We start from the raw sequence: 16,075 nt of genomic DNA on the forward strand, positions 1-16,075 counted from the left end.
GACGATTCGGCGGCGGCACGGTCTTCGTGCTCGCGCGCGACTCGCTCACGGCGTACCGGTGGCCGGACGGCGCCCGCCGCTGGACGACCGCGACCGGCACCACCACCCGGATGGTCGGCGTCGAGGACGGCCGGGTCGTGCTGGCCGAGCAGCAGCCGGCGGCGCTCATCGGCCTCGACGCGACCACCGGGGCCCGGCAGTGGCGGCGGGCCGGCCTCACCCCGGCCGTCTACGGCTCCGGCGGCGCCCCCGGCGTCGTGGTCGCCACCACGGACGCGGCCACGGTCGAGGCCGACACCGGCGTCGACATCCGCACCGGGGCCGTGCGCTGGTCCCTGCCCCGATCGCCGGGCATCGCCCGGTCGCTCGTGCCCGCCGGGCGGGGCTCCGGGATCGCGATCGCGGACCTCGGCCCCGACGGCACCCTGCTGGTGCACAGCGCCGAGTCGGCGGCGGCGGTACGCACGGTCCGGCTGGACCACCCCGGCGCGTTCAACTGGTTCGGGGTCCGGGGCGACCGGCTGACGCTCGCCCAGACGACCGAGCGCAACGAGATGCTCTCCAGCGCGGTCTACGACCTGGCCACGGGCCGGATGCTCTGGCAGCGCAACGACGGGCCGGGCGGCGCGCCGCTGTGGTGGTGCGGCCCGATGATGTGCACCGGCACCCGGGACGAGATCGCCGTGCTCGACCCCGACACCGGCCGCGAGCGCTGGCGCCACAACCGGCTGGGCAGCCTCGGCTCCCCCGACGACCGCTACCTGCTGGCCGCCCCGCTCGTCCACACCGGCCCCGAGATCGAGCCGGGCATCGTCGTGCTCGACCCCGCGACGGGCCACGTGCTGCGGCGCGTCCCCGACTGGTACGTCACCGGCGCCCTCGGCCGCCACGGCGTCCTGGTCGCCACCCGGCTGGCCGACGGCGCGGCGCTGCTCGGCGCCTTCGACCCCGGGACGGGGGCGGTGCGGGTGCTGGCCCGGGCCGAGCACTGGACGACCGTGCCGTGCACCGTCTCCGGCTCCCGGCTCGCCTGCTTCCTGGACCCCGTGGCCGTCTGGCCGGTGCCCCCTATCCTGTCGCCGTGATCGACGAGACCCTCGGCGCGGCGGCTGCCGCGCCAGCCGCCGGCCTCGAGCGGACCGAGTCGGCGGGCGCCTCTGAGGAGCAGGTCCGGGTCCCGGCCGTGGGCGGACCGTGGCAGACTGCCGGTGTGGATCACGAGCTGACCCCGGCATCGCGGGCGCTGCTGGAGCATGTGCGCGCCCGGTTCCCCGGCCGCGACGTCGCCGTCCTGCCGCCCGCGCCCGGGCCCGTCCACCACCTGGTCCCGGACCTGCACATCCTGAGCGTGGCGCCGGAGGAAGGCGGCCGGCTCTACGTCACCAGCGGCCTCTGGGACGCCACCCAGCGCAACGGGCACGGGCTCGAGTTCCTGCTGTACGCCCCCGCCGCCGACGACGAGCTGCACGCCGAGACGCTGACCATGGTCGCGTACTACCACGCGAGCGGCGGCGACTACGCCCTCGACCACGGCCACACCGTCTCGATCGGGCGGCCCTGGGCCGGCGAATCCGCGTGCGACCACCTGCTCGTCAGCCTGCCCTACCCGTGGGGACCGGCGCTGGAGACGTGCCCGCTGCCGGGCGGCCACGCGCGCCTGCTGTGGCTGCTGCCCATCACCGCGGACGAGAAGACGTTCCGGCACTCCCGCGGCCTGGAGGCGCTCGAGCAGCGCCTGGAGTCCGCCGCGATCAACCCGGTCGACCCGCACCGCCCCGCCGTCGTCGACGTCACCATCGACGCGATCGGGCGCACCGACGTGCAGGTCCTGGAGGACGAGCTCACCGAGGCGCCGGCCGGCGGCGCGGGGGCCGTGGAGCGCCGCGCCTCCGGCGAGTTCGTCGGCCCCCAGGGCGAGCTGGCGTCCTACGCGTTCGGCTGGGCCACCGACGCGGACCCGCGCGTGGGCCGCCTGAGCATCGGCATCGGCGCCGGCAACCCGGGCGGCGCCACCTTCCACGCCAAGGTGATCGAGCACGACGGCGGCACCGGCTTCTCGCTGACCGACGAGCCGTTCGCGGACGTGCCCCAGGGCGGCCCGGACCTGACCGCCGAGCAGGCGCGCGCCCACGAGGACCTGCCGTTCGTGTGGTGGGTCGCCGAGCAGGTGATGGAGCGCGACCGCCGGGCCTGGTGGATGCGGCACTGGCTGCTGGGCACGGCGTGCGTCAAGGCCGGCCCCGACCCGGTGCTCTCCGTCAGCCACGACGCCGACGACGACACGTGGCAGCTGCACGGCGCCGATGCTTCGAACCCCCGGCTGCTGCACCTGCACCACGTCGTGGACGAGGATCCGACGCTGCTCGACGTGCTGCACCTGGAGGCGGGCCGGTCCGCGCGGCGCGAGGCCCACGGCGCCCCGTGGAGGGCCTGACGATGGACCTGCGGCCCCCGCTCGCGGCGCCCGCCGTGCCCGAGTCCCGCATCGAGCGGCTGTGCGCGGCCATCTCGCACATCGAGGACCTGCTGGAGGAGGGCGACGCCACCGAGGCGATCGCCGCCTTCAACGCCGACACCGGCCACGCCTACGAGCCCCACGACTTCCGCACCTACTACGCCTCGCGCGACATCGAGGACCTCGCGCTGGAGGCGGCCCGCCCGGCCCGGCCGAAGGTGCCGGACATCAGCCGGGCGGAGCTGGTCGAGATCGTGCGCCGCGTGCGGGTGGTGGGCCGCGACCAGGACTACTACATGCTCGTGCTGGAGACGAACACCGTCCGTCCCGGCGCCGCCGCGCTCGCCCTGGGCGACGAGCCGGCCGAGGCGGTCGTGGACGAGATCCTGCGGTACCGGCCGATCGCGCTCTGACATGACGATCACGCTGCGCGCGGCCGAGACCGCCGACATCCCCGCCGTCCTCGCGTTCTGGAAGCTCGCCGCCGAGGACACCAACCGCGTCGGCGACGACGGCGCCGCGGTCGCCGCGCTCATCGCCCGCGACCCCGAGGCCCTGCGGCTCGCGGTGGACGGCGACGCGATCGTCGGCTCGCTCATCGCCGGCTTCGACGGCTGGCGCTGCCACCTGTACCGCTTCGCCGTCCACCCCGAGCGGCGCCGCCAGGGCATCGGGCGCCTGCTGCTCGACGCCGCCGAGGAGCGCTTCCGGGCCTTCGGCGGGCACCGGGCCGACGCGATGGTGCGGCAGGACAACGCGCTCGCCCACCACGCCTGGGCGGCCGCGGGCTACGCGTCCGAGCCGGAGTGGCGGCGCTGGGTCAAGCGGCTGGATTCCCGGTGAGCGCAACCCCGTCGATCTAGCCGGCGGTCTGGAACGAGCGCTTGGAGAAGCCGAACATGAAGCCGTCGACGGTCGTGGTCACCGGGGCCGCCGGGTCGGCCGCGGCGCCCAGCGTCACGAACAGCGGGATGAAGTGGTCCGGCGTCGGGTGCGCGAACGGCATGCCCGGCGCGCGGCCGAACTGCGCGAGCGTGTCGACGTCGCCGCGGGCGAGCGCGTCGGCGATCCAGGCGTCGAAGTCCGACGACCAGGCGGGCACCTCGCCGCGGAACATCGCCGGGGTGATGAACGGCAGCCCGTGGGTCATGAAGCCGGAGCCGATGACGAGCACGCCCTCGCCGCGCAGCTCCCGCAGCCGGGCGCCGATGGCCAGGAGCCGGGCCGGGTCGTGGCTGGGCAGGCTGACCTGCAGCACCGGGACGTCGGCGAGCGGGTACATGGCCATGAGCGGCACCCAGGCGCCGTGGTCGAGGCCGCGGCGCGGGTGGCGGAACACCGGCTCGGAGTCCGGCATCGAAGCCGCGACCCGATCGGCCAGCGCGGCCGCGTCGGGGGTGGGGTAGGTCAGCTCGTAGTACCGCGGATGGAAACCCCCGAAGTCGTAGACGAGCGGCGTGGCGGCCCCGGTCGCGGACAGCGCGAGCGGCGCGGTCTCCCAGTGCGCGGAGACGATCACGATGCCGCGCGGCTTGGGCAGCGCCCGCGCCCAGCCGAACAGCTGCCGCAGCCACTCGGCGTCGTCGAACAGCGGCGGGGCGCCGTGGCTGAGGTAGAGCGCGGGCAGCGGCCCGTCGGCGGGCTCCCACCCGCGATGGGCGCGGGACTGCTCCAGCGCGTCGACGAGGAACTGGTCGTAGGCACCGGCCGGGATCATGAGGGGGACCTCTCGCTGAAGATGCTGCCGGGACACGGGGCGCCGGGGTCGGCGGCGCGGGCGATGCGCTCGCCGGCCGCGCGCAGCTGGCGAAGCTGGGCCTTGGTGAGCGGGTCGAAGACGAGCCGGCGGACCTCGGCGACGTGGCCGGGCGCGGTGGCCACGACGATCGCCCAGCCCTCGTCGGTGAGGGTGGCCAGGGTGTACCGCCCGTCGTCCGGATCGGGCCGGCGGGTGACCAGGCCCCGCTTCTCGAGCCGGGCCACGACCTGCGAGAGCCGCGGCAGCGTGCCCTCGGCGAACTGGGCGAGCACGCTCATGCGCAGCGTCCGCCCGGGCGCCATCGACAGGCCGGCCAGCACCTGGTATTCGAAGTGCGTGATCCCGGCGTCGCGCTGCAGCTGATGGTCCAGCGCCGCGGGGAGCCGGATCATGAGACTGACCAACGCGAACCAGGTCTCCCGCTCGTCATCGTCGAGCCAGCGGGGCTCTTCCTGGTCGTTCATGCTTCCACGGTACCGCATGTGACTTAATGATTGAAGTGAAGTCACCTACCGGTTCACTTGCATCTTGAAGTCAAACGGCGCTAGCTTCCACGTCGAGCGTCAACCGACTCGAGGGAGATCCCGCCATGCGCGCACTGCACGTTCCCGCCGCCGGAGCCCAGCCCGAGCTCGCCGACCTGCCCACCCCGGCCGTCACCGACGGCCAGGTGCTGATCAAGGTCAAGGCCGCGGGGCTGAACGCGGTCGACAACATCATCGCCGCCGGCTACATGGCCGGGATGTTCCCGCACGAGTACCCGCTGGTGCTCGGCCGCGACGCCGCCGGCGTGGTCGAGGCGGTCGGCGCCGGGGTCGAGCACGTCCAGCCCGGCGACGAGGTCATCGGCCACGTCCTGCTCGCCCCGCCGGTCCGGCACGGCACGCTGGCCGAGTACGCGCTGCTGCCCGCGGCCGCCGTCACCCCGAAGCCGGCCGGCCTCGACTTCGTCACCGCCGCCGCCCTCCCGCTGGCCGGCGCCGCCGCCGTCGCGGCCGTCGACGCGATCGACCCCCAGCCCGGCCAGGTCGTGCTCGTCAGCGGCGCCACCGGCGGCGTCGGCAACTACGCGGTGCAGCTCCTCGCCGCGCGCGGGGTCACCGTGATGGCGACCGGCACGCCCGCCGACGCCGGCAAGCTCACCGGCCTCGGCGCGGCCACCGTGGTCGACTACACCGCCGGCTCCGTCGCCGAACAGGTGCTGGCCGCGTACCCCGACGGCGTCGACGCCCTCGTCGAGCTCGCCGCGCAGACCCCGGACGCGGCCGCCTTCGCCGCCGTGCGCAAGGGCGGCAAGGTCGCCGCGCTGACCCAGGCCGCGACCGAGGACGCCCTCGCCGCGGCCGGCCTGACCGGCGGCGGCGTCTTCGCGGGCCCGGTCCGCGAGGTCACCGCCCCGCTGGCCGAGCGGGCCGCGGCCGGCACCCTGGCCGTCGACGTGGCCACCGTGCTCCCGCTGCACCGCGCCGCGGAGGGCCTCGCCACCATCGCGTCGGGCCAGGCCCGCGGCAAGATCGTCGTCACCGTCGAGGACTGACCCCGGCCTCGGCCGGCGGCGGCACGAGCGGGTTGCGGAGCAGGTACAGGCCGTAGACCAGCAACGCCGTGTCGCCGCCGACCATGACGGTCCAGTGCGCCCAGGCCGGCAGCGCGTCGACGCGCAGGAACAGGTCGGTCAGGAAGTGCAGGAGCATCAGCGGCCACAGCGCGCCGGTGCGCAGGCGCAGGGCGCCATAGCCGACGCCGAAGCAGAAGGTGCCCACGGCCTGGGCGATCGTGATGGCCGGCGCCTGGCCGAAGAGCATGTTCGGCAGGTGGGCCGCGGCGAAGAGCAACGAGGACAGCAGGACCGACGGCCAGACGCCGGCCGGCCGCAGTACACCCGGAATCAGCCCGCGGAAGAGGGCCTCCTCGACGAAGCCGGTCGCGGCGTATCCGGCGACGAGCACCGCCAGCAGCCCGGCGCCCGGGAGATGGACCCCGTCCACGAGCGGGAGCACGGCGAGCAGCGCGGGCAGCCACAGCAGGCGCGGCTCGCGCAGGCCGGTCGTGCGCCAGACCCGGGTCGTGGCGAGCAGGACGGCGACGGCGGCGGCGAGCAGCAGGACCACGATCAGGCGGGCGGTCCACGCCGAGGCGGACGGGAACAGGGCGGTCACCGCGAGCGCGCCCAGGGTGGTGACGGCGATGTCGGCCAGGCCGAGACCGATCGCGGCCGTGCGGGGCGAGGTCATGCCGCCCGCCGGGCCCGCAGCGCCAGCGCGGCCGAGGCGGCGACGCGCACGACGACCATCACGAGGGCCATCAGCACGAACGCGGCGGTCCAGGCCGCGGCGCCGGAGATCTCGTGGGTCATCGAGAAGCGGCCGATCGCGGCCGGGAACCAGTACTCGGCGCCGTAGGCGAACAGCACCCGGCCGCCGATGACCGCGATCCACAGCGCCGCGTACGCGGCCCCGGCCCGCATCACCAGGCGCCCCTCCGCGTCCCGGCCGACCCGGATCAGCGCGGCCGCGGCCAGGCCGAGCACCGCGCCCACCCCGGCCCCGGCCAGCTCGAGCCGCAGGTCGTTGCCGAGGTTCGGCAGGTCACGCAGGAAGAACCAGGCCGCCACCGCGACCAGCAGCAACGGCAGCGCGAACCGGGCCCGGGTCACGGCCCGGGTGCCGAGGTCGGACCACAGCACGAACGCCAGTCCGGGCTCGCGGTGCAGCTGGAAGGGGCGCGGCTGCTGGCCGAGCGCACCGGCGCCGACCCACGCCTCGCCGACCAGGTCACCAACGCCCAGCGCCTGGCCCGCGACGGCATGGTCAACGCGCGGCGCGCGGTCGCCACCCTGCGCGGGGAGGCGCTGCCCGGCCCGGCCCAGGTGCCGGCGCTGGTCGAGCAGGCGCGGCTGGGCGGGCTGCCGGTGACGCTGCGGGTGCACGGCGAGCCGCGGAGGTCACCGACGCCGGCGGGGACCGGGTCGCGGCCGGGCTGCCGTCCGGCGGCTACGGCCTCGCCGGTCTCGCCGAACGGGCGGCCCTCGGCGGCGGCCGCCTCGACGCCGGCCCGACCGATGACGGCTGGCGGGTAACCCTCGTGCTGCCCATGGCTCTGGAGGACCGCACATGACCGGCGCCGTCCGCGTGCTCATCGCCGACGACCAGAAGGTGGTCCGCGACGGGCTGGCCATGCTGCTCGGCCTGCTCGACGGGATCGAGGTCGTCGGCACCGCGGTGGACGGGGCCGACGCCGTGCGGCAGGCCCTCGCCGGCGACCCCGACGTGGTGCTGATGGACCTGAGCATGCCGGGCACCGACGGCGTGGAGGCGACGCACCGGCTGGCCAAGACCGGGTGCCGGGACCGGGCGGCGCTGGTCGGGTACGCCTACCGCACCGGGCGCGTCACGCCGTAGCCCGGGTCAGCTCAGCCAGACCACCATCGCGTCGCCGGTGGCCGTGGCGGCGGCGAAGTACCGCACCAGGTCGTCGTAGTACTTGCGCAGGTGGTCGAGGGCGTCCGGCTCGCTCCACGCCTTCGGGTAGACGTCGGCCGCGTCCAGGGCGGCGCCGGTCACGCCGTCGATGAGCCGGTCGTACGGCAGGGCGGACAGGAACGCCGAGGCCTCCGCGACACGGTCCGGGGTGAGCAGGAAGGCCGGGCCGTAGCCCCAGTCGTCCTCGGTGAACTCGTCCTCGCCATGCACAACGTCGATCGGGCAGGCGGCGCGCTCGAGGAGCCACCGCAGCGCGTCCCACGACTTGTCGGTGCGGTGCAGGCGGTCCTTGGCGAGCTGCCCGGCGGGGCTGTCCGGCTCGTCGATCTCGGCGGCCTCGAGCTCGTCGGCGTACTCCATCGCCCAGTCGGGATCCAGGCGCGCGCGATCGAGCTCCAGCGGCGTGATGCGCAGGTAGTTGCCGATCATGCTCATCCAGTCAGATTATCGGGTCCGTATGATAGGACGCCGTGACCGTCAGGCCCGCGGCCGAGACCGACGCCGAAGCGCTCGGCGCGCTGCACGTGCACGCCTGGCAGGCGGCGTACCGCGGCCAGATCCCCCAGGCCCGCCTCGACGCCCTCGACCCGGCCGAGCGCGCGCGGGAATGGCACAACCGGCTGAGCAACCTCCCGCCGGCCGCCGCCGTCTACGTGGTGGACGACGAGGCCGGCGTGCTGGCCGGCTTCGTCTCCACCCTCGTGCACCCCGACCCGGCGACGGGCCGGATCACGGCCATCTACGTGCGCCCAGACGCCTGGGGCCGGGGCACGGGCCGCACCCTGATGGCCGCGGGGCTGGAGCACCTGCGCGCGGCGGGCTGCACCGAGGCGGTGCTGTGGGTCCTGGCCACGAACGGGCGCGCGCGCCGCTTCTACGAGGCCGCCGGCTGGCACCCGGACGGCGCGACCCAGACCGAGGACTTCGACGGTGTACCGCTGCAGGAGCTGCGCTACCGCCGCCCCCTGTGACCGGCCCGCCGCGCTCCGGCATGATGATCCGATGCCGCTGATCGAGCGCCTGCGCGACCCGGAGTTCTGGGCGCACTACACGTTCGCCATCGAGTCCGGCCCCGGCCACGAGCGCCTCGGCGCCCTGCGCGACCGGGTGCGCGGGCACGGCGACTACGAGGCGGTGTTCGCGGTCGGCGGCGGCCACGCCCTCACGCTGCGCGTCAGTGTGCGGTTCGGCACCTATGAGCTGGGCGTCATCGGCCCCGGCGACGAGCGACCGGCCGAGCTCGGCTGGGTCGACATGGCGCATCCGTGGCCGTACGCGCTGCGCTGGGCCGAGCTCGAAACCGTCTGCCGGGCCGTCGCGGCGCACGAGCCGGGCGCATGGCCGCCGGGCGCGCCGATGGCCCTGCTGTGCTCCTTCGCCGCCGTGTTCGACGACGACGACGTGGACGCGGCCCTCGCCGCCGTCGACGCGGCCTACGCGGGACTGCGCCCGGCCGGGTGGACGGGCTACTGGCCCCGCGGCGACGACTGGCTCCCGTTCGCCGACTTCCGCGGGCGCGGCGTGACCTGGCACCGGGACGCGGCCGGGAACGCGTGGGCCGACGCCGACGACGACGCCTACTTTTACAGCTTCCGGCTGGCCCCGCACGCCGGCCTCGCCCGCCTCATGGCGGCGCTGGCGCAGCGGCGCGGGCCGGGCGAGTCGCCATGAGACCGCCCGGCCGTGCGGGGCCCGGCCGGGTGATCGCCGCGCGCGTCGAGCTGCTGCGGCGCCAGGGCCGCGAGGCCGAGCCGATCCGTCTGACCGACCCGGCCCTCTGAGGCGGCCCCGTCGCCGACGAGCGCTACCGCATCGCGACCGCGGCCGGTCAGGGCAGCAGGTCCGGCGGCAGGTCCTGGTAGGAGACCGGGCGCAGGAACCGCTCGATCGCCATCGTGCCCACCGACGTCGAGCGGCCGTCCGACGTCGCCGGGAAGGGGCCGCCGTGGACCATCGCGGCGTTGACCTCCACGCCCGTCGGCCAGCCGTTGTAGATGATGCGGCCCGCCCGGCGCTCCAGCACCGGCAGCAGCCGCCGGGCCAGCGGGTGGTCGGCCGGCTCCGCGTGCAGGGTCGCGGTCAGCTGGCCCTCCAGCGACTCGGCCAGGGCGACCAGCTCGTCGGCGTCGGCGCACGTCACGAGCAGGGACGCGGCGCCGAAGACCTCCTCGCGCAGCAGGGGGTCGCGGCCGAAGCGTGCGGCCGTCGCGGCGAACACGGCCGGCGTGCAGGCGTCCGCGGCGCCGGCGATCAGGTGCTCGGCGCGGGCCCGCAGCGCGGATCGGTAGGCCGTGCCGATGGCCGGGGTGAGCATCGTCGCCGGTGGCTTGTCCTCGAGCAGCGCGGCCAGCGCGGCGCGGAACTCGGCCAGGCCGGGTCCGTCGACGGCGAGCAGCAGGCCCGGGTTCGTGCAGAACTGGCCCGCGCCCGCGGTCAGCGAGGCGACGAACGCCTCGGCGAGCTGGGCGGGGGCGGCGGCCAGGCGCCCGGGCAGCAGGAACACGGGGTTGACGCTGGACATCTCGGCGTACACCGGAATCGGCACCGGCCGCGCCTGCGCCACGGCCATGAGGGCGAGGCCGCCCGACCGGGAGCCGGTGAAGCCCACGGCGGCGATGGGCGGGGCGGCGACCAGCCGCGTGCCGATCTCGTTGCCGGCGCCGTAGACGAGCGAGAAGGTGCCGTCGGGCATGCCGGTCTCGGCGGCGGCCGCGGCCACGCAGGCGGCGGCGAGCTCGCCGGTCTGCAGGTGCGCCGGGTGGGCCTTCACCACGACCGGGCACCCGGCCGCGAGCGCGGACGCCGTGTCGCCGCCGGCGACGGAGAACGCCAGCGGGAAGTTCGACGCGCCGAAGACCGCGACCGGGCCGAGCGGGATGCGCCGGGCGTGCAGGTCCGGCGAGCCGGGGACGTGCCGGCGGTCCTCCCAGCCCGGCTCGTCCAGCAGCGCGGCGAAGAGGCGCAGCTGGCCGGTGGTGCGGGCGAGCTCGCCGCGGGCCCGGGCCTCGGGCAGCGCCGTCTCGGCCACGACCAGCGCGGCGAACGCGTCCTCCTGCTCGGCGAGCCGGTCGGCGATGGCGCGCAGGAACGCGGCGCGGTCGGCGGCGGGCCGGGACCGGTACGCGTCGAACGCGTCCGCGGCGAGCCGGGTGGCCGCGTCCGTGGCGCTGCCGTCGTCCATCCCGTAGGCGGGCCCGATCGGCGCGCCCGTGGACGCGTCGCGGGAGTGCTCGCTGCCGGCGGTACCGTGGACGCGTTTGAAGCCGATGAACATCGCTCCGGTCAGCTCCGTCATCGGGCACCCGCCTCGGCGAGCGCGGCGAGGAACAGCGCCATGCCGGTCGCGCCCGCGTCGGGCGTGCCCAGCGCGCGGTCGCCGACGTAGCTGGCGCGGCCGGCCCGGGCCCGCAGGTCCTTTGTGGACTCCGCGGCGCGCTCGGCCGCCGCGGCGGCGCCGGCCACGTCGTGCGGGTGGGCGGCGAGGTGGTCGCGGGCGGGGATGAGGCTGTCGAGCATCGTGCGGTCGCCCAGCTTCGCCTCCCCCACCCGCTGGATCGCCGCGATCCCGTCGGTGAGGCCCTGGGCGAGGGTCGGCGCGGCCGCCATCTCCTGCAGCAGCAGGCCGATCAGCGGTCCGCTGGTGCCGCCGACCTCGTCCAGGAAGCAGGTGGCGGCGACCGCCAGCTCGGTGCGCGGCTCCGCCCCGGCGGGCACCCGCGCGACCACGAGCCGCAGGGCGCCGCACAGGTTGTCGCCGAAGTCGCCGTCGCCGGCGGTCTGGTCCATCGCGGTCAGCGCCGCGTGCTCGCGCTCGGCCAGGCGCAGAAAGGTATCCATCAACATCGGGGCAGTCACTTCCGTAGCGTGGCGGTCCAGACCGGCGCGTCCCACAGGGACTGCCAGTCGTCCTCGAGCATCGTCAGGGTCAGCGAGAACCCCTTCATGTCCAGCGCGGGCGTCCAGGTGCCGACGAGGCTGCCGCCGAGGCCCACCCCGCGCTCGGCGAGGACGTCGGCCGCGATGGCGAAGACGTTGTGCAGCTCGATCGCGGTCGTCGCGCCGAGCCCGTTGACGAGCAGCAGCGCCCGGTCGCCGGCCGGGGTCTTGGTGAGCAGGTCGTCGACCATGCGCCCGACCAACTCCTCCAGCGGCGGGCGGGGGACGCTGCGGGCGGCGCGCTCGCCGTGGATGCCGACGCCGTACTCGACCTCCGCCTCGTCCAGCTCGAACGCGAGCCGGCCGGTGGCGGGCGAGGTGTGCGCCTGGGCGGCGACGGCGATGCTGCGAGAGCGGGCCACGACCCGGGTGCCGAGCGCCGCGAGCTCGGACAGGCCCAGCCCGGTGTCCGCGGCCGCCCCGAGGAGCTTCTCGACCAGGATGGTGGCGCCGGTACCGCGCCGCCCGGTCGCCGTGTCGGCGCTGTCGGTCGCGATGTCGTCGTCCACGAGCACCCGCTCCACGCGGATGCCGTCGTGGCGCAGCCGCTCGGCCGCGATGCCGAAGTTGATCCGGTCGCCGGTGTAGTTCTTGACGATGTGCAGGACGCCCTCGGGCCCGGCGACGGCGCGGCTGGCCTGGTACACCTGCCGGTTGTGCGGGGAGGCGAAGACCTTGCCCGGCACCGCGGCGTCGAGCATGCCGCGGCCGACGAGCCCGGCGTGCATGGGCTCGTGGCCGGAGCCGCCGCCGGAGACGAGCCCGGTGCGGCGGCCCGGTGCGGGCGCGACGGCCCGGACGTAGACGGGATCGGTGTGCAGGGCGACGACGTCGGCGTTGGCGCGCGCGAAGCCGCCCAGCGCCCGGTCGACGTAGTCGCTCGCGGACGCGAGGAACGGTGCTGCCATGTGAGGGTCGGCTTTCCTAGCTCAGGGGCGGGCCCAGCGACTCGCGGGTGACGAGCGTCGCGGGCAGGACGATGTCGGCGAGGTCCGTCTCGCCGGCGATCCGCCGCAGCAGCAGGTCCGCGGCGGCCCGGCCCATCTCGTAGGCGGGCTGGGCGATCGCCGTGATCGGCGGCTCGACGAGCGGGAAGAGGCTCATGTCGTCGAAGGCGAGCAGGCTGATGTCGGTCGGGATCTTCAGCCCGGCCGCCCGGATGGCCTTGAGCGCGCCGACGGTGACGAGGTTGTTGAAGCAGAACACCGCGGTGGGCGGCTCGGGCATCGCGAGGAGCTCGTTCATGGCCCGGTAGCCGCCCTCCTCGCCGAGGTGGCCGTGGCTGATGTAGTCCTCACGCACGGCCAGCCCGGCGTCGCGGTAGGCCAGCCGGAAGCCCGAGAGCCGCTGGCAGGCGGTGTCGAAGTCGCGCGGTCCGGAGATCATCGAGACCTTGCGGTGGCCGAGCCGGAAGAACTGGCCGACCGCATCGCGGGTGACCCTCCGGTTGTCGGTGCGCACCAGCGGGGCGTGCAGCCCGCGCGGGCGGCGGTCGACGAGCACCAGCGGGCCGCGCTGCCCGGTGAGCGCCGACGTGAAGCTCTCGTCGGTGCCCACCGTGGTGGCGGCGAGGCCCGCGAAGGTGCCGTCGTGCAGCGACGTCACCATCTGCCGCTCGCGCTCCGGGTTGAGGTGGGACCCGGCGATCACGAGCTGGTAGCGGGCATCCGCGGCGCGGTCGGCCATGCCCTGCGCGACCAGGGCGTAGAACGGGTTCACGACGTCCGGCACGAACAGGCCGAGCACGTTGGAGCGGCCCTGGGACAGCGCCCGGGCCGCCGCGCTCGGCACGTAGTCGAGCCGGGCCGCGGCGGCCAGGACTTTCGCCTTGGTCTCCGCGGTCACCGACGGCTCGTCGCGCAGCGCGCGCGTCACGGTTGCGGTCGACACTCCGGCCAGTCGGGCCACGTCGCGAATGCCTGCCACACGTACTCCTCAACTCGCCGGGGAGAGCGCTTCCATCAAACCGGAAGAACGCCCGCCTCCACCAGGGCCGCGCGGATGGTCGCCCGTTCGGCGTCGCTGACCGGCGTCAGCGGGTGCGCCCCGAGACCACCGTTGCGGCCCTGCAGGGCGAGCGCGGCCTTGATCCGGACCGTCATGTTCGGGCCGTCGATCGAGCGCCACACCGGCAGGAGCTTGTTGTGGATGTCCAGGGCGGTCTTGTGGTCGCCGGCCTGGACCGCGTCCCACTGGGCCACGCACAGCTCGGGCACCACCGTGAGCGTGGCGCTGACCGCGCCCTGGGCGCCGAGCAGGTAGGCGGGGTAGAGCAGGTCGTCGACGGCGGTGAGGACCGCACCCTCCGTCGGCGCGGCCTTGAGCAGGTCGGCCAGCTGGTGGATGTTGCCGCCCGACTGCTTGACGCCGACGACGAGCTCGACCTCCTGCAGGATGCGGTAGACGGTCGTGGCGGGGATCAGCGCGTACGGGATGACGTTGTACACGATGACGGGCGTGCCGGTGGCCTCGGTGATGCGCCGGTAGTACTCGACGGTGGTGTCCTCGTCCGGCTGGAAGAGGTAGTGCACCGGCGTCACCTGCAGCGCGTCGACGCCCGTCTCGGCGATCGCCTTGCCGTAGCGGATCACCTCGGCGGTGGAGTCGCGGATGATGCCCGCGATGACGGGGATCGCCCCGGCGACCTCTTCGACGGCGACCTTCGCGATGGTCACGGACTGCTCGAGGGAGAGCATCTGCCCGTCACCGGTCGAACCAGTGACGCAGAGGCCCTGCACGCCGGCGGCGAGGTGGTAGCGGACCTCCGCGCGCAGCGCCTCGACGTCGATGTTCTCGTCGGCGTCGAACGGGGTCACGAGCGGCGGGATGACGCCCTTGAAGGTGGTCTTCGTTGCCAGGGTCATGTGATGGCGGCCTTTCCGTGCCTCGACGATCATGTCACCGGTTACATCTGCGAACACTGTTGCCGATCGGAACCGTCGTGTCAACGGCAGATTTCAAAGTCGTGAGCAGCAGTGTTTCGGCTTGAGGCCTTGACATGAGGATGGCCGGACGTCACGGTGTAACCGATAACACGTGGTGGCAATCAACCGGCAACAGCGAGGACATGACATGTTTCGACGCCCTCCGAGAGCGCGGCACACCCTGACGGCCGCCGCCGTCGCCGGCGCTCTCGCACTGACCTCTGCCTGTTCTCCACCGTCCGCGAAGAGCCCGGGCGGAGCGGCGGCCGACAACGGCGGCCCGATCAAGCTCACCTTCTGGACCAACCTGACCGTCAAGGCGCAGGCGGACGTCATCAAGCAGCAGGCGGACCAGTGCGTCGCCAAGCAGCAGGACGTCTCCGTCGCGTTCGAGGCGGTGCCGTTCGACAGCATGTACCCGAAGATGGTCACGGCGTTCCGGGCCGGCAACGGGCCCGACGTCATGAACACCATCGAGGGCGGCGTCGCCGCGGCCCAGGCCGGTGACTACATCGTGCCGGTCGACGACGTGGTCGACGAGCACGGCCGCAGCGACTTCGTCGGCTCGTTCCTGCACGCGGTGAGCAAGGACGGCAAGACCTGGGCGGTGCCCGACTGGGCGCTGCACCAGGAGGTGTACTACCGCAAGGACCTCTTCGCCGCCAAGGGCATCGCGGTGCCCAAGAGCTGGCCCGAGCTGCTCGCCGCCGCGAAGCAGCTCGACAACCCGGCCGGCGGCGTGCGGGGCTTCACGGTGCCGATGGCCTCCGCGCTCGTGGCGCCGCAGACGTACTACCAGTTCCTCTACGCCAACGGCGTGCACACGTTCGACCCCAAGACCGGGGAGTACGCGCTCGACCGCGACAAGCCCAAGGCCGTCGCCGCCACCCAGTTCATGCTCGACCTCTACAAGGCCGCGTCCCCGCCGGAGTCGCGGACCTGGACCTGGACCGACTTCCGCACCGCGTTCGTGCAGGGCAAGTCCGCGATGACGCTCGACTTCGGCGCCGTCGTGGGCATGGCCAACGAGCAGAACCCGGGGATGCTCGACAACATCGGGGTGTTCCAGCTGCCCGGCCCGGCGGCCGACGTCAAGCCCCAGGGCTCGATCGGCGGCGGCTACTTCTACATGGTCGGCAAGAGCAACGAGCGCCGCCAGAAGGCCGCCAAGACCCTGGTCACCTGCATGATGGCGGCCGACCTGCAGGCCGCCCGGGTCAACACCCGGCCCGTGTTCGCCCTGCCGGCGACCACCAGCGCCGCGGCCTCGCCGGTCTTCACCGGCAACCCGACGGTGCAGAAGCTGTCGTCGCAGATCCAGACGATCCGCGACGACTCGCTGCCTGAGTGGTACCGCTACGGCATGGAGGCCGGTTTGAACCCGCTGGCCGGCCAGATCGAGGCGACCACGTTCGTCGGCGACAACCTGCAGGCCGCGGCGGCCGGAAGCCTGACCGCCGAACAGGCCTTCGACAAGATCAACACCGAGATGAAGCGTCTCGCCAAAGTGAACTGAACG

At 74.5% G+C, this 16,075-nt stretch carries 19 protein-coding genes and 1 pseudogene; 10 read left to right on the top strand and 10 right to left on the bottom strand.

Annotation, left to right across the window (positions count from 1 at the left end):
* Positions 1–20: 20 nt before the first annotated feature.
* From AC6JBM_RS24230 to AC6JBM_RS24245, 4 genes and pseudogenes are all read left to right on the top strand, one after another.
* Positions 21–1,085, top strand: a pseudogene (locus tag AC6JBM_RS24230) (outer membrane protein assembly factor BamB family protein); the annotation flags it as partial.
* On the top strand, positions 1,082–2,434 hold the full coding sequence (locus AC6JBM_RS24235) for a suppressor of fused domain protein (RefSeq protein ID WP_497985861.1): 1,353 nt from the start codon (positions 1,082–1,084) through the stop codon (positions 2,432–2,434). The pseudogene AC6JBM_RS24230 and the gene AC6JBM_RS24235, both read left to right, overlap by 4 nt.
* A gap of 2 nt (positions 2,435–2,436) precedes the next feature.
* On the top strand, positions 2,437–2,868 hold the full coding sequence (locus AC6JBM_RS24240; protein WP_497985862.1) for a hypothetical protein: 432 nt from the start codon (positions 2,437–2,439) through the stop codon (positions 2,866–2,868).
* 1 nt (position 2,869) lies between these two features.
* Positions 2,870–3,298: a GNAT family N-acetyltransferase gene (locus AC6JBM_RS24245; RefSeq protein ID WP_497985863.1), complete on the top strand. Its 429-nt coding sequence runs from the start codon at positions 2,870–2,872 to the stop codon at positions 3,296–3,298.
* A 16-nt stretch (positions 3,299–3,314) separates the two neighbouring features.
* Here AC6JBM_RS24245 and AC6JBM_RS24250 read toward each other — a convergent pair whose 3' ends face one another.
* Both AC6JBM_RS24250 and AC6JBM_RS24255 read right to left on the bottom strand, forming a co-directional pair.
* On the bottom strand, positions 3,315–4,172 hold the full coding sequence (locus tag AC6JBM_RS24250) for a dioxygenase family protein (RefSeq protein WP_350623689.1): 858 nt from the start codon (positions 4,170–4,172) through the stop codon (positions 3,315–3,317).
* Positions 4,169–4,678 carry a MarR family winged helix-turn-helix transcriptional regulator gene (locus tag AC6JBM_RS24255; RefSeq protein WP_497985864.1) on the bottom strand — a complete coding sequence of 170 codons (510 nt, stop codon included), beginning with the start codon at positions 4,676–4,678 and terminating at the stop codon, positions 4,169–4,171. Before AC6JBM_RS24255 ends, AC6JBM_RS24250 begins: the two co-directional genes overlap by 4 nt.
* A 125-nt stretch (positions 4,679–4,803) precedes the next feature.
* Here AC6JBM_RS24255 and AC6JBM_RS24260 point away from each other — a divergent pair, with 125 nt between their 5' ends.
* A complete protein-coding gene (locus tag AC6JBM_RS24260) occupies positions 4,804–5,751 on the top strand; it encodes an NADP-dependent oxidoreductase (protein ID WP_497985865.1) in 948 nt (315 codons plus the stop codon).
* Here the strand turns inward: AC6JBM_RS24260 and AC6JBM_RS24265 are convergent.
* Together AC6JBM_RS24265 and AC6JBM_RS24270 are read right to left on the bottom strand one after the other, a co-directional pair.
* A complete protein-coding gene (locus tag AC6JBM_RS24265; protein ID WP_497985866.1) occupies positions 5,735–6,448 on the bottom strand; it encodes a CPBP family intramembrane glutamic endopeptidase in 714 nt (237 codons plus the stop codon). The two genes, AC6JBM_RS24260 and AC6JBM_RS24265, sit on opposite strands and share 17 nt — an antisense overlap.
* On the bottom strand, positions 6,445–6,900 hold the full coding sequence (locus tag AC6JBM_RS24270) for a hypothetical protein (RefSeq protein WP_497985867.1): 456 nt from the start codon (positions 6,898–6,900) through the stop codon (positions 6,445–6,447). Before AC6JBM_RS24270 ends, AC6JBM_RS24265 begins: the two co-directional genes overlap by 4 nt.
* A gap of 21 nt (positions 6,901–6,921) precedes the next feature.
* Between AC6JBM_RS24270 and AC6JBM_RS24275 the strand changes: the two genes are divergently transcribed.
* Together AC6JBM_RS24275 and AC6JBM_RS24280 are read left to right on the top strand one after the other, a co-directional pair.
* Positions 6,922–7,293: a hypothetical protein gene (locus tag AC6JBM_RS24275; protein WP_497985868.1), complete on the top strand. Its 372-nt coding sequence runs from the start codon at positions 6,922–6,924 to the stop codon at positions 7,291–7,293.
* 34 nt (positions 7,294–7,327) lie between these two features.
* The gene (locus tag AC6JBM_RS24280) at positions 7,328–7,615 is read left to right on the top strand and encodes a response regulator (protein WP_497985869.1); all 288 of its coding nucleotides are present in this window, start codon (positions 7,328–7,330) and stop codon (positions 7,613–7,615) included.
* A 6-nt stretch (positions 7,616–7,621) separates the two neighbouring features.
* Here AC6JBM_RS24280 and AC6JBM_RS24285 read toward each other — a convergent pair whose 3' ends face one another.
* Positions 7,622–8,131 (bottom strand): YfbM family protein, encoded by a 510-nt coding sequence (locus tag AC6JBM_RS24285; RefSeq protein ID WP_497985870.1) that lies wholly within the window; start codon positions 8,129–8,131, stop codon positions 7,622–7,624.
* Between the two features lie 35 nt (positions 8,132–8,166).
* Between AC6JBM_RS24285 and AC6JBM_RS24290 the strand changes: the two genes are divergently transcribed.
* Together AC6JBM_RS24290 and AC6JBM_RS24295 are read left to right on the top strand one after the other, a co-directional pair.
* Positions 8,167–8,667 (top strand): GNAT family N-acetyltransferase, encoded by a 501-nt coding sequence (locus tag AC6JBM_RS24290; protein ID WP_497985871.1) that lies wholly within the window; start codon positions 8,167–8,169, stop codon positions 8,665–8,667.
* 31 nt (positions 8,668–8,698) lie between these two features.
* Positions 8,699–9,367, top strand: a complete 669-nt coding sequence (locus AC6JBM_RS24295; RefSeq protein ID WP_497985872.1) for a hypothetical protein — start codon at positions 8,699–8,701, stop codon at positions 9,365–9,367.
* A gap of 157 nt (positions 9,368–9,524) precedes the next feature.
* Here the strand turns inward: AC6JBM_RS24295 and AC6JBM_RS24300 are convergent, their stop codons facing one another.
* From AC6JBM_RS24300 to AC6JBM_RS24320, 5 genes are read right to left on the bottom strand one after another with little or no spacing between them, the layout of a single operon-like run.
* Positions 9,525–10,991: an aldehyde dehydrogenase (NADP(+)) gene (locus AC6JBM_RS24300; RefSeq protein WP_497985873.1), complete on the bottom strand. Its 1,467-nt coding sequence runs from the start codon at positions 10,989–10,991 to the stop codon at positions 9,525–9,527.
* A complete protein-coding gene (locus AC6JBM_RS24305; RefSeq protein ID WP_497985874.1) occupies positions 10,988–11,533 on the bottom strand; it encodes a DAK2 domain-containing protein in 546 nt (181 codons plus the stop codon). The genes AC6JBM_RS24300 and AC6JBM_RS24305 overlap by 4 nt, the downstream gene beginning before the upstream one ends.
* A gap of 14 nt (positions 11,534–11,547) precedes the next feature.
* The gene (locus AC6JBM_RS24310; protein WP_497985875.1) at positions 11,548–12,540 is read right to left on the bottom strand and encodes a dihydroxyacetone kinase subunit DhaK; all 993 of its coding nucleotides are present in this window, start codon (positions 12,538–12,540) and stop codon (positions 11,548–11,550) included.
* A gap of 16 nt (positions 12,541–12,556) precedes the next feature.
* Positions 12,557–13,558, bottom strand: a complete 1,002-nt coding sequence (locus AC6JBM_RS24315; RefSeq protein WP_497985876.1) for a LacI family DNA-binding transcriptional regulator — start codon at positions 13,556–13,558, stop codon at positions 12,557–12,559.
* Positions 13,559–13,593: 35 nt separating this feature from the next.
* On the bottom strand, positions 13,594–14,496 hold the full coding sequence (locus AC6JBM_RS24320) for a dihydrodipicolinate synthase family protein (protein ID WP_497985877.1): 903 nt from the start codon (positions 14,494–14,496) through the stop codon (positions 13,594–13,596).
* 208 nt (positions 14,497–14,704) lie between these two features.
* Here AC6JBM_RS24320 and AC6JBM_RS24325 point away from each other — a divergent pair, with 208 nt between their 5' ends.
* The gene (locus tag AC6JBM_RS24325) at positions 14,705–16,072 is read left to right on the top strand and encodes an ABC transporter substrate-binding protein (protein ID WP_497985878.1); all 1,368 of its coding nucleotides are present in this window, start codon (positions 14,705–14,707) and stop codon (positions 16,070–16,072) included.
* Positions 16,073–16,075: the final 3 nt, after the last annotated feature.

The organism is Dactylosporangium thailandense (assembly GCF_059739745.1).

What these genes read in the sequence shown, in the direction of transcription:
- AC6JBM_RS24240 (WP_497985862.1), top strand. Translation starts at nt 2,437, where the DNA reads ATGGACCTGCGGCCCCCGCTCGCGGCGCCCGCCGTGCCCGAGTCCCGC.
- AC6JBM_RS24325 (WP_497985878.1), top strand. Translation starts at nt 14,705, where the DNA reads ATGTTTCGACGCCCTCCGAGAGCGCGGCACACCCTGACGGCCGCCGCC.
- AC6JBM_RS24320 (WP_497985877.1), bottom strand. Translation starts at nt 14,496, where the DNA reads ATGACCCTGGCAACGAAGACCACCTTCAAGGGCGTCATCCCGCCGCTC.
- AC6JBM_RS24295 (WP_497985872.1), top strand. Translation starts at nt 8,699, where the DNA reads ATGCCGCTGATCGAGCGCCTGCGCGACCCGGAGTTCTGGGCGCACTAC.
- AC6JBM_RS24265 (WP_497985866.1), bottom strand. Translation starts at nt 6,448, where the DNA reads ATGACCTCGCCCCGCACGGCCGCGATCGGTCTCGGCCTGGCCGACATC.
- AC6JBM_RS24255 (WP_497985864.1), bottom strand. Translation starts at nt 4,678, where the DNA reads ATGAACGACCAGGAAGAGCCCCGCTGGCTCGACGATGACGAGCGGGAG.
- AC6JBM_RS24310 (WP_497985875.1), bottom strand. Translation starts at nt 12,540, where the DNA reads ATGGCAGCACCGTTCCTCGCGTCCGCGAGCGACTACGTCGACCGGGCG.
- AC6JBM_RS24260 (WP_497985865.1), top strand. Translation starts at nt 4,804, where the DNA reads ATGCGCGCACTGCACGTTCCCGCCGCCGGAGCCCAGCCCGAGCTCGCC.
- AC6JBM_RS24285 (WP_497985870.1), bottom strand. Translation starts at nt 8,131, where the DNA reads ATGAGCATGATCGGCAACTACCTGCGCATCACGCCGCTGGAGCTCGAT.
- AC6JBM_RS24245 (WP_497985863.1), top strand. Translation starts at nt 2,870, where the DNA reads ATGACGATCACGCTGCGCGCGGCCGAGACCGCCGACATCCCCGCCGTC.
- AC6JBM_RS24280 (WP_497985869.1), top strand. Translation starts at nt 7,328, where the DNA reads ATGACCGGCGCCGTCCGCGTGCTCATCGCCGACGACCAGAAGGTGGTC.
- AC6JBM_RS24250 (WP_350623689.1), bottom strand. Translation starts at nt 4,172, where the DNA reads ATGATCCCGGCCGGTGCCTACGACCAGTTCCTCGTCGACGCGCTGGAG.
- AC6JBM_RS24305 (WP_497985874.1), bottom strand. Translation starts at nt 11,533, where the DNA reads ATGGATACCTTTCTGCGCCTGGCCGAGCGCGAGCACGCGGCGCTGACC.
- AC6JBM_RS24300 (WP_497985873.1), bottom strand. Translation starts at nt 10,991, where the DNA reads ATGACGGAGCTGACCGGAGCGATGTTCATCGGCTTCAAACGCGTCCAC.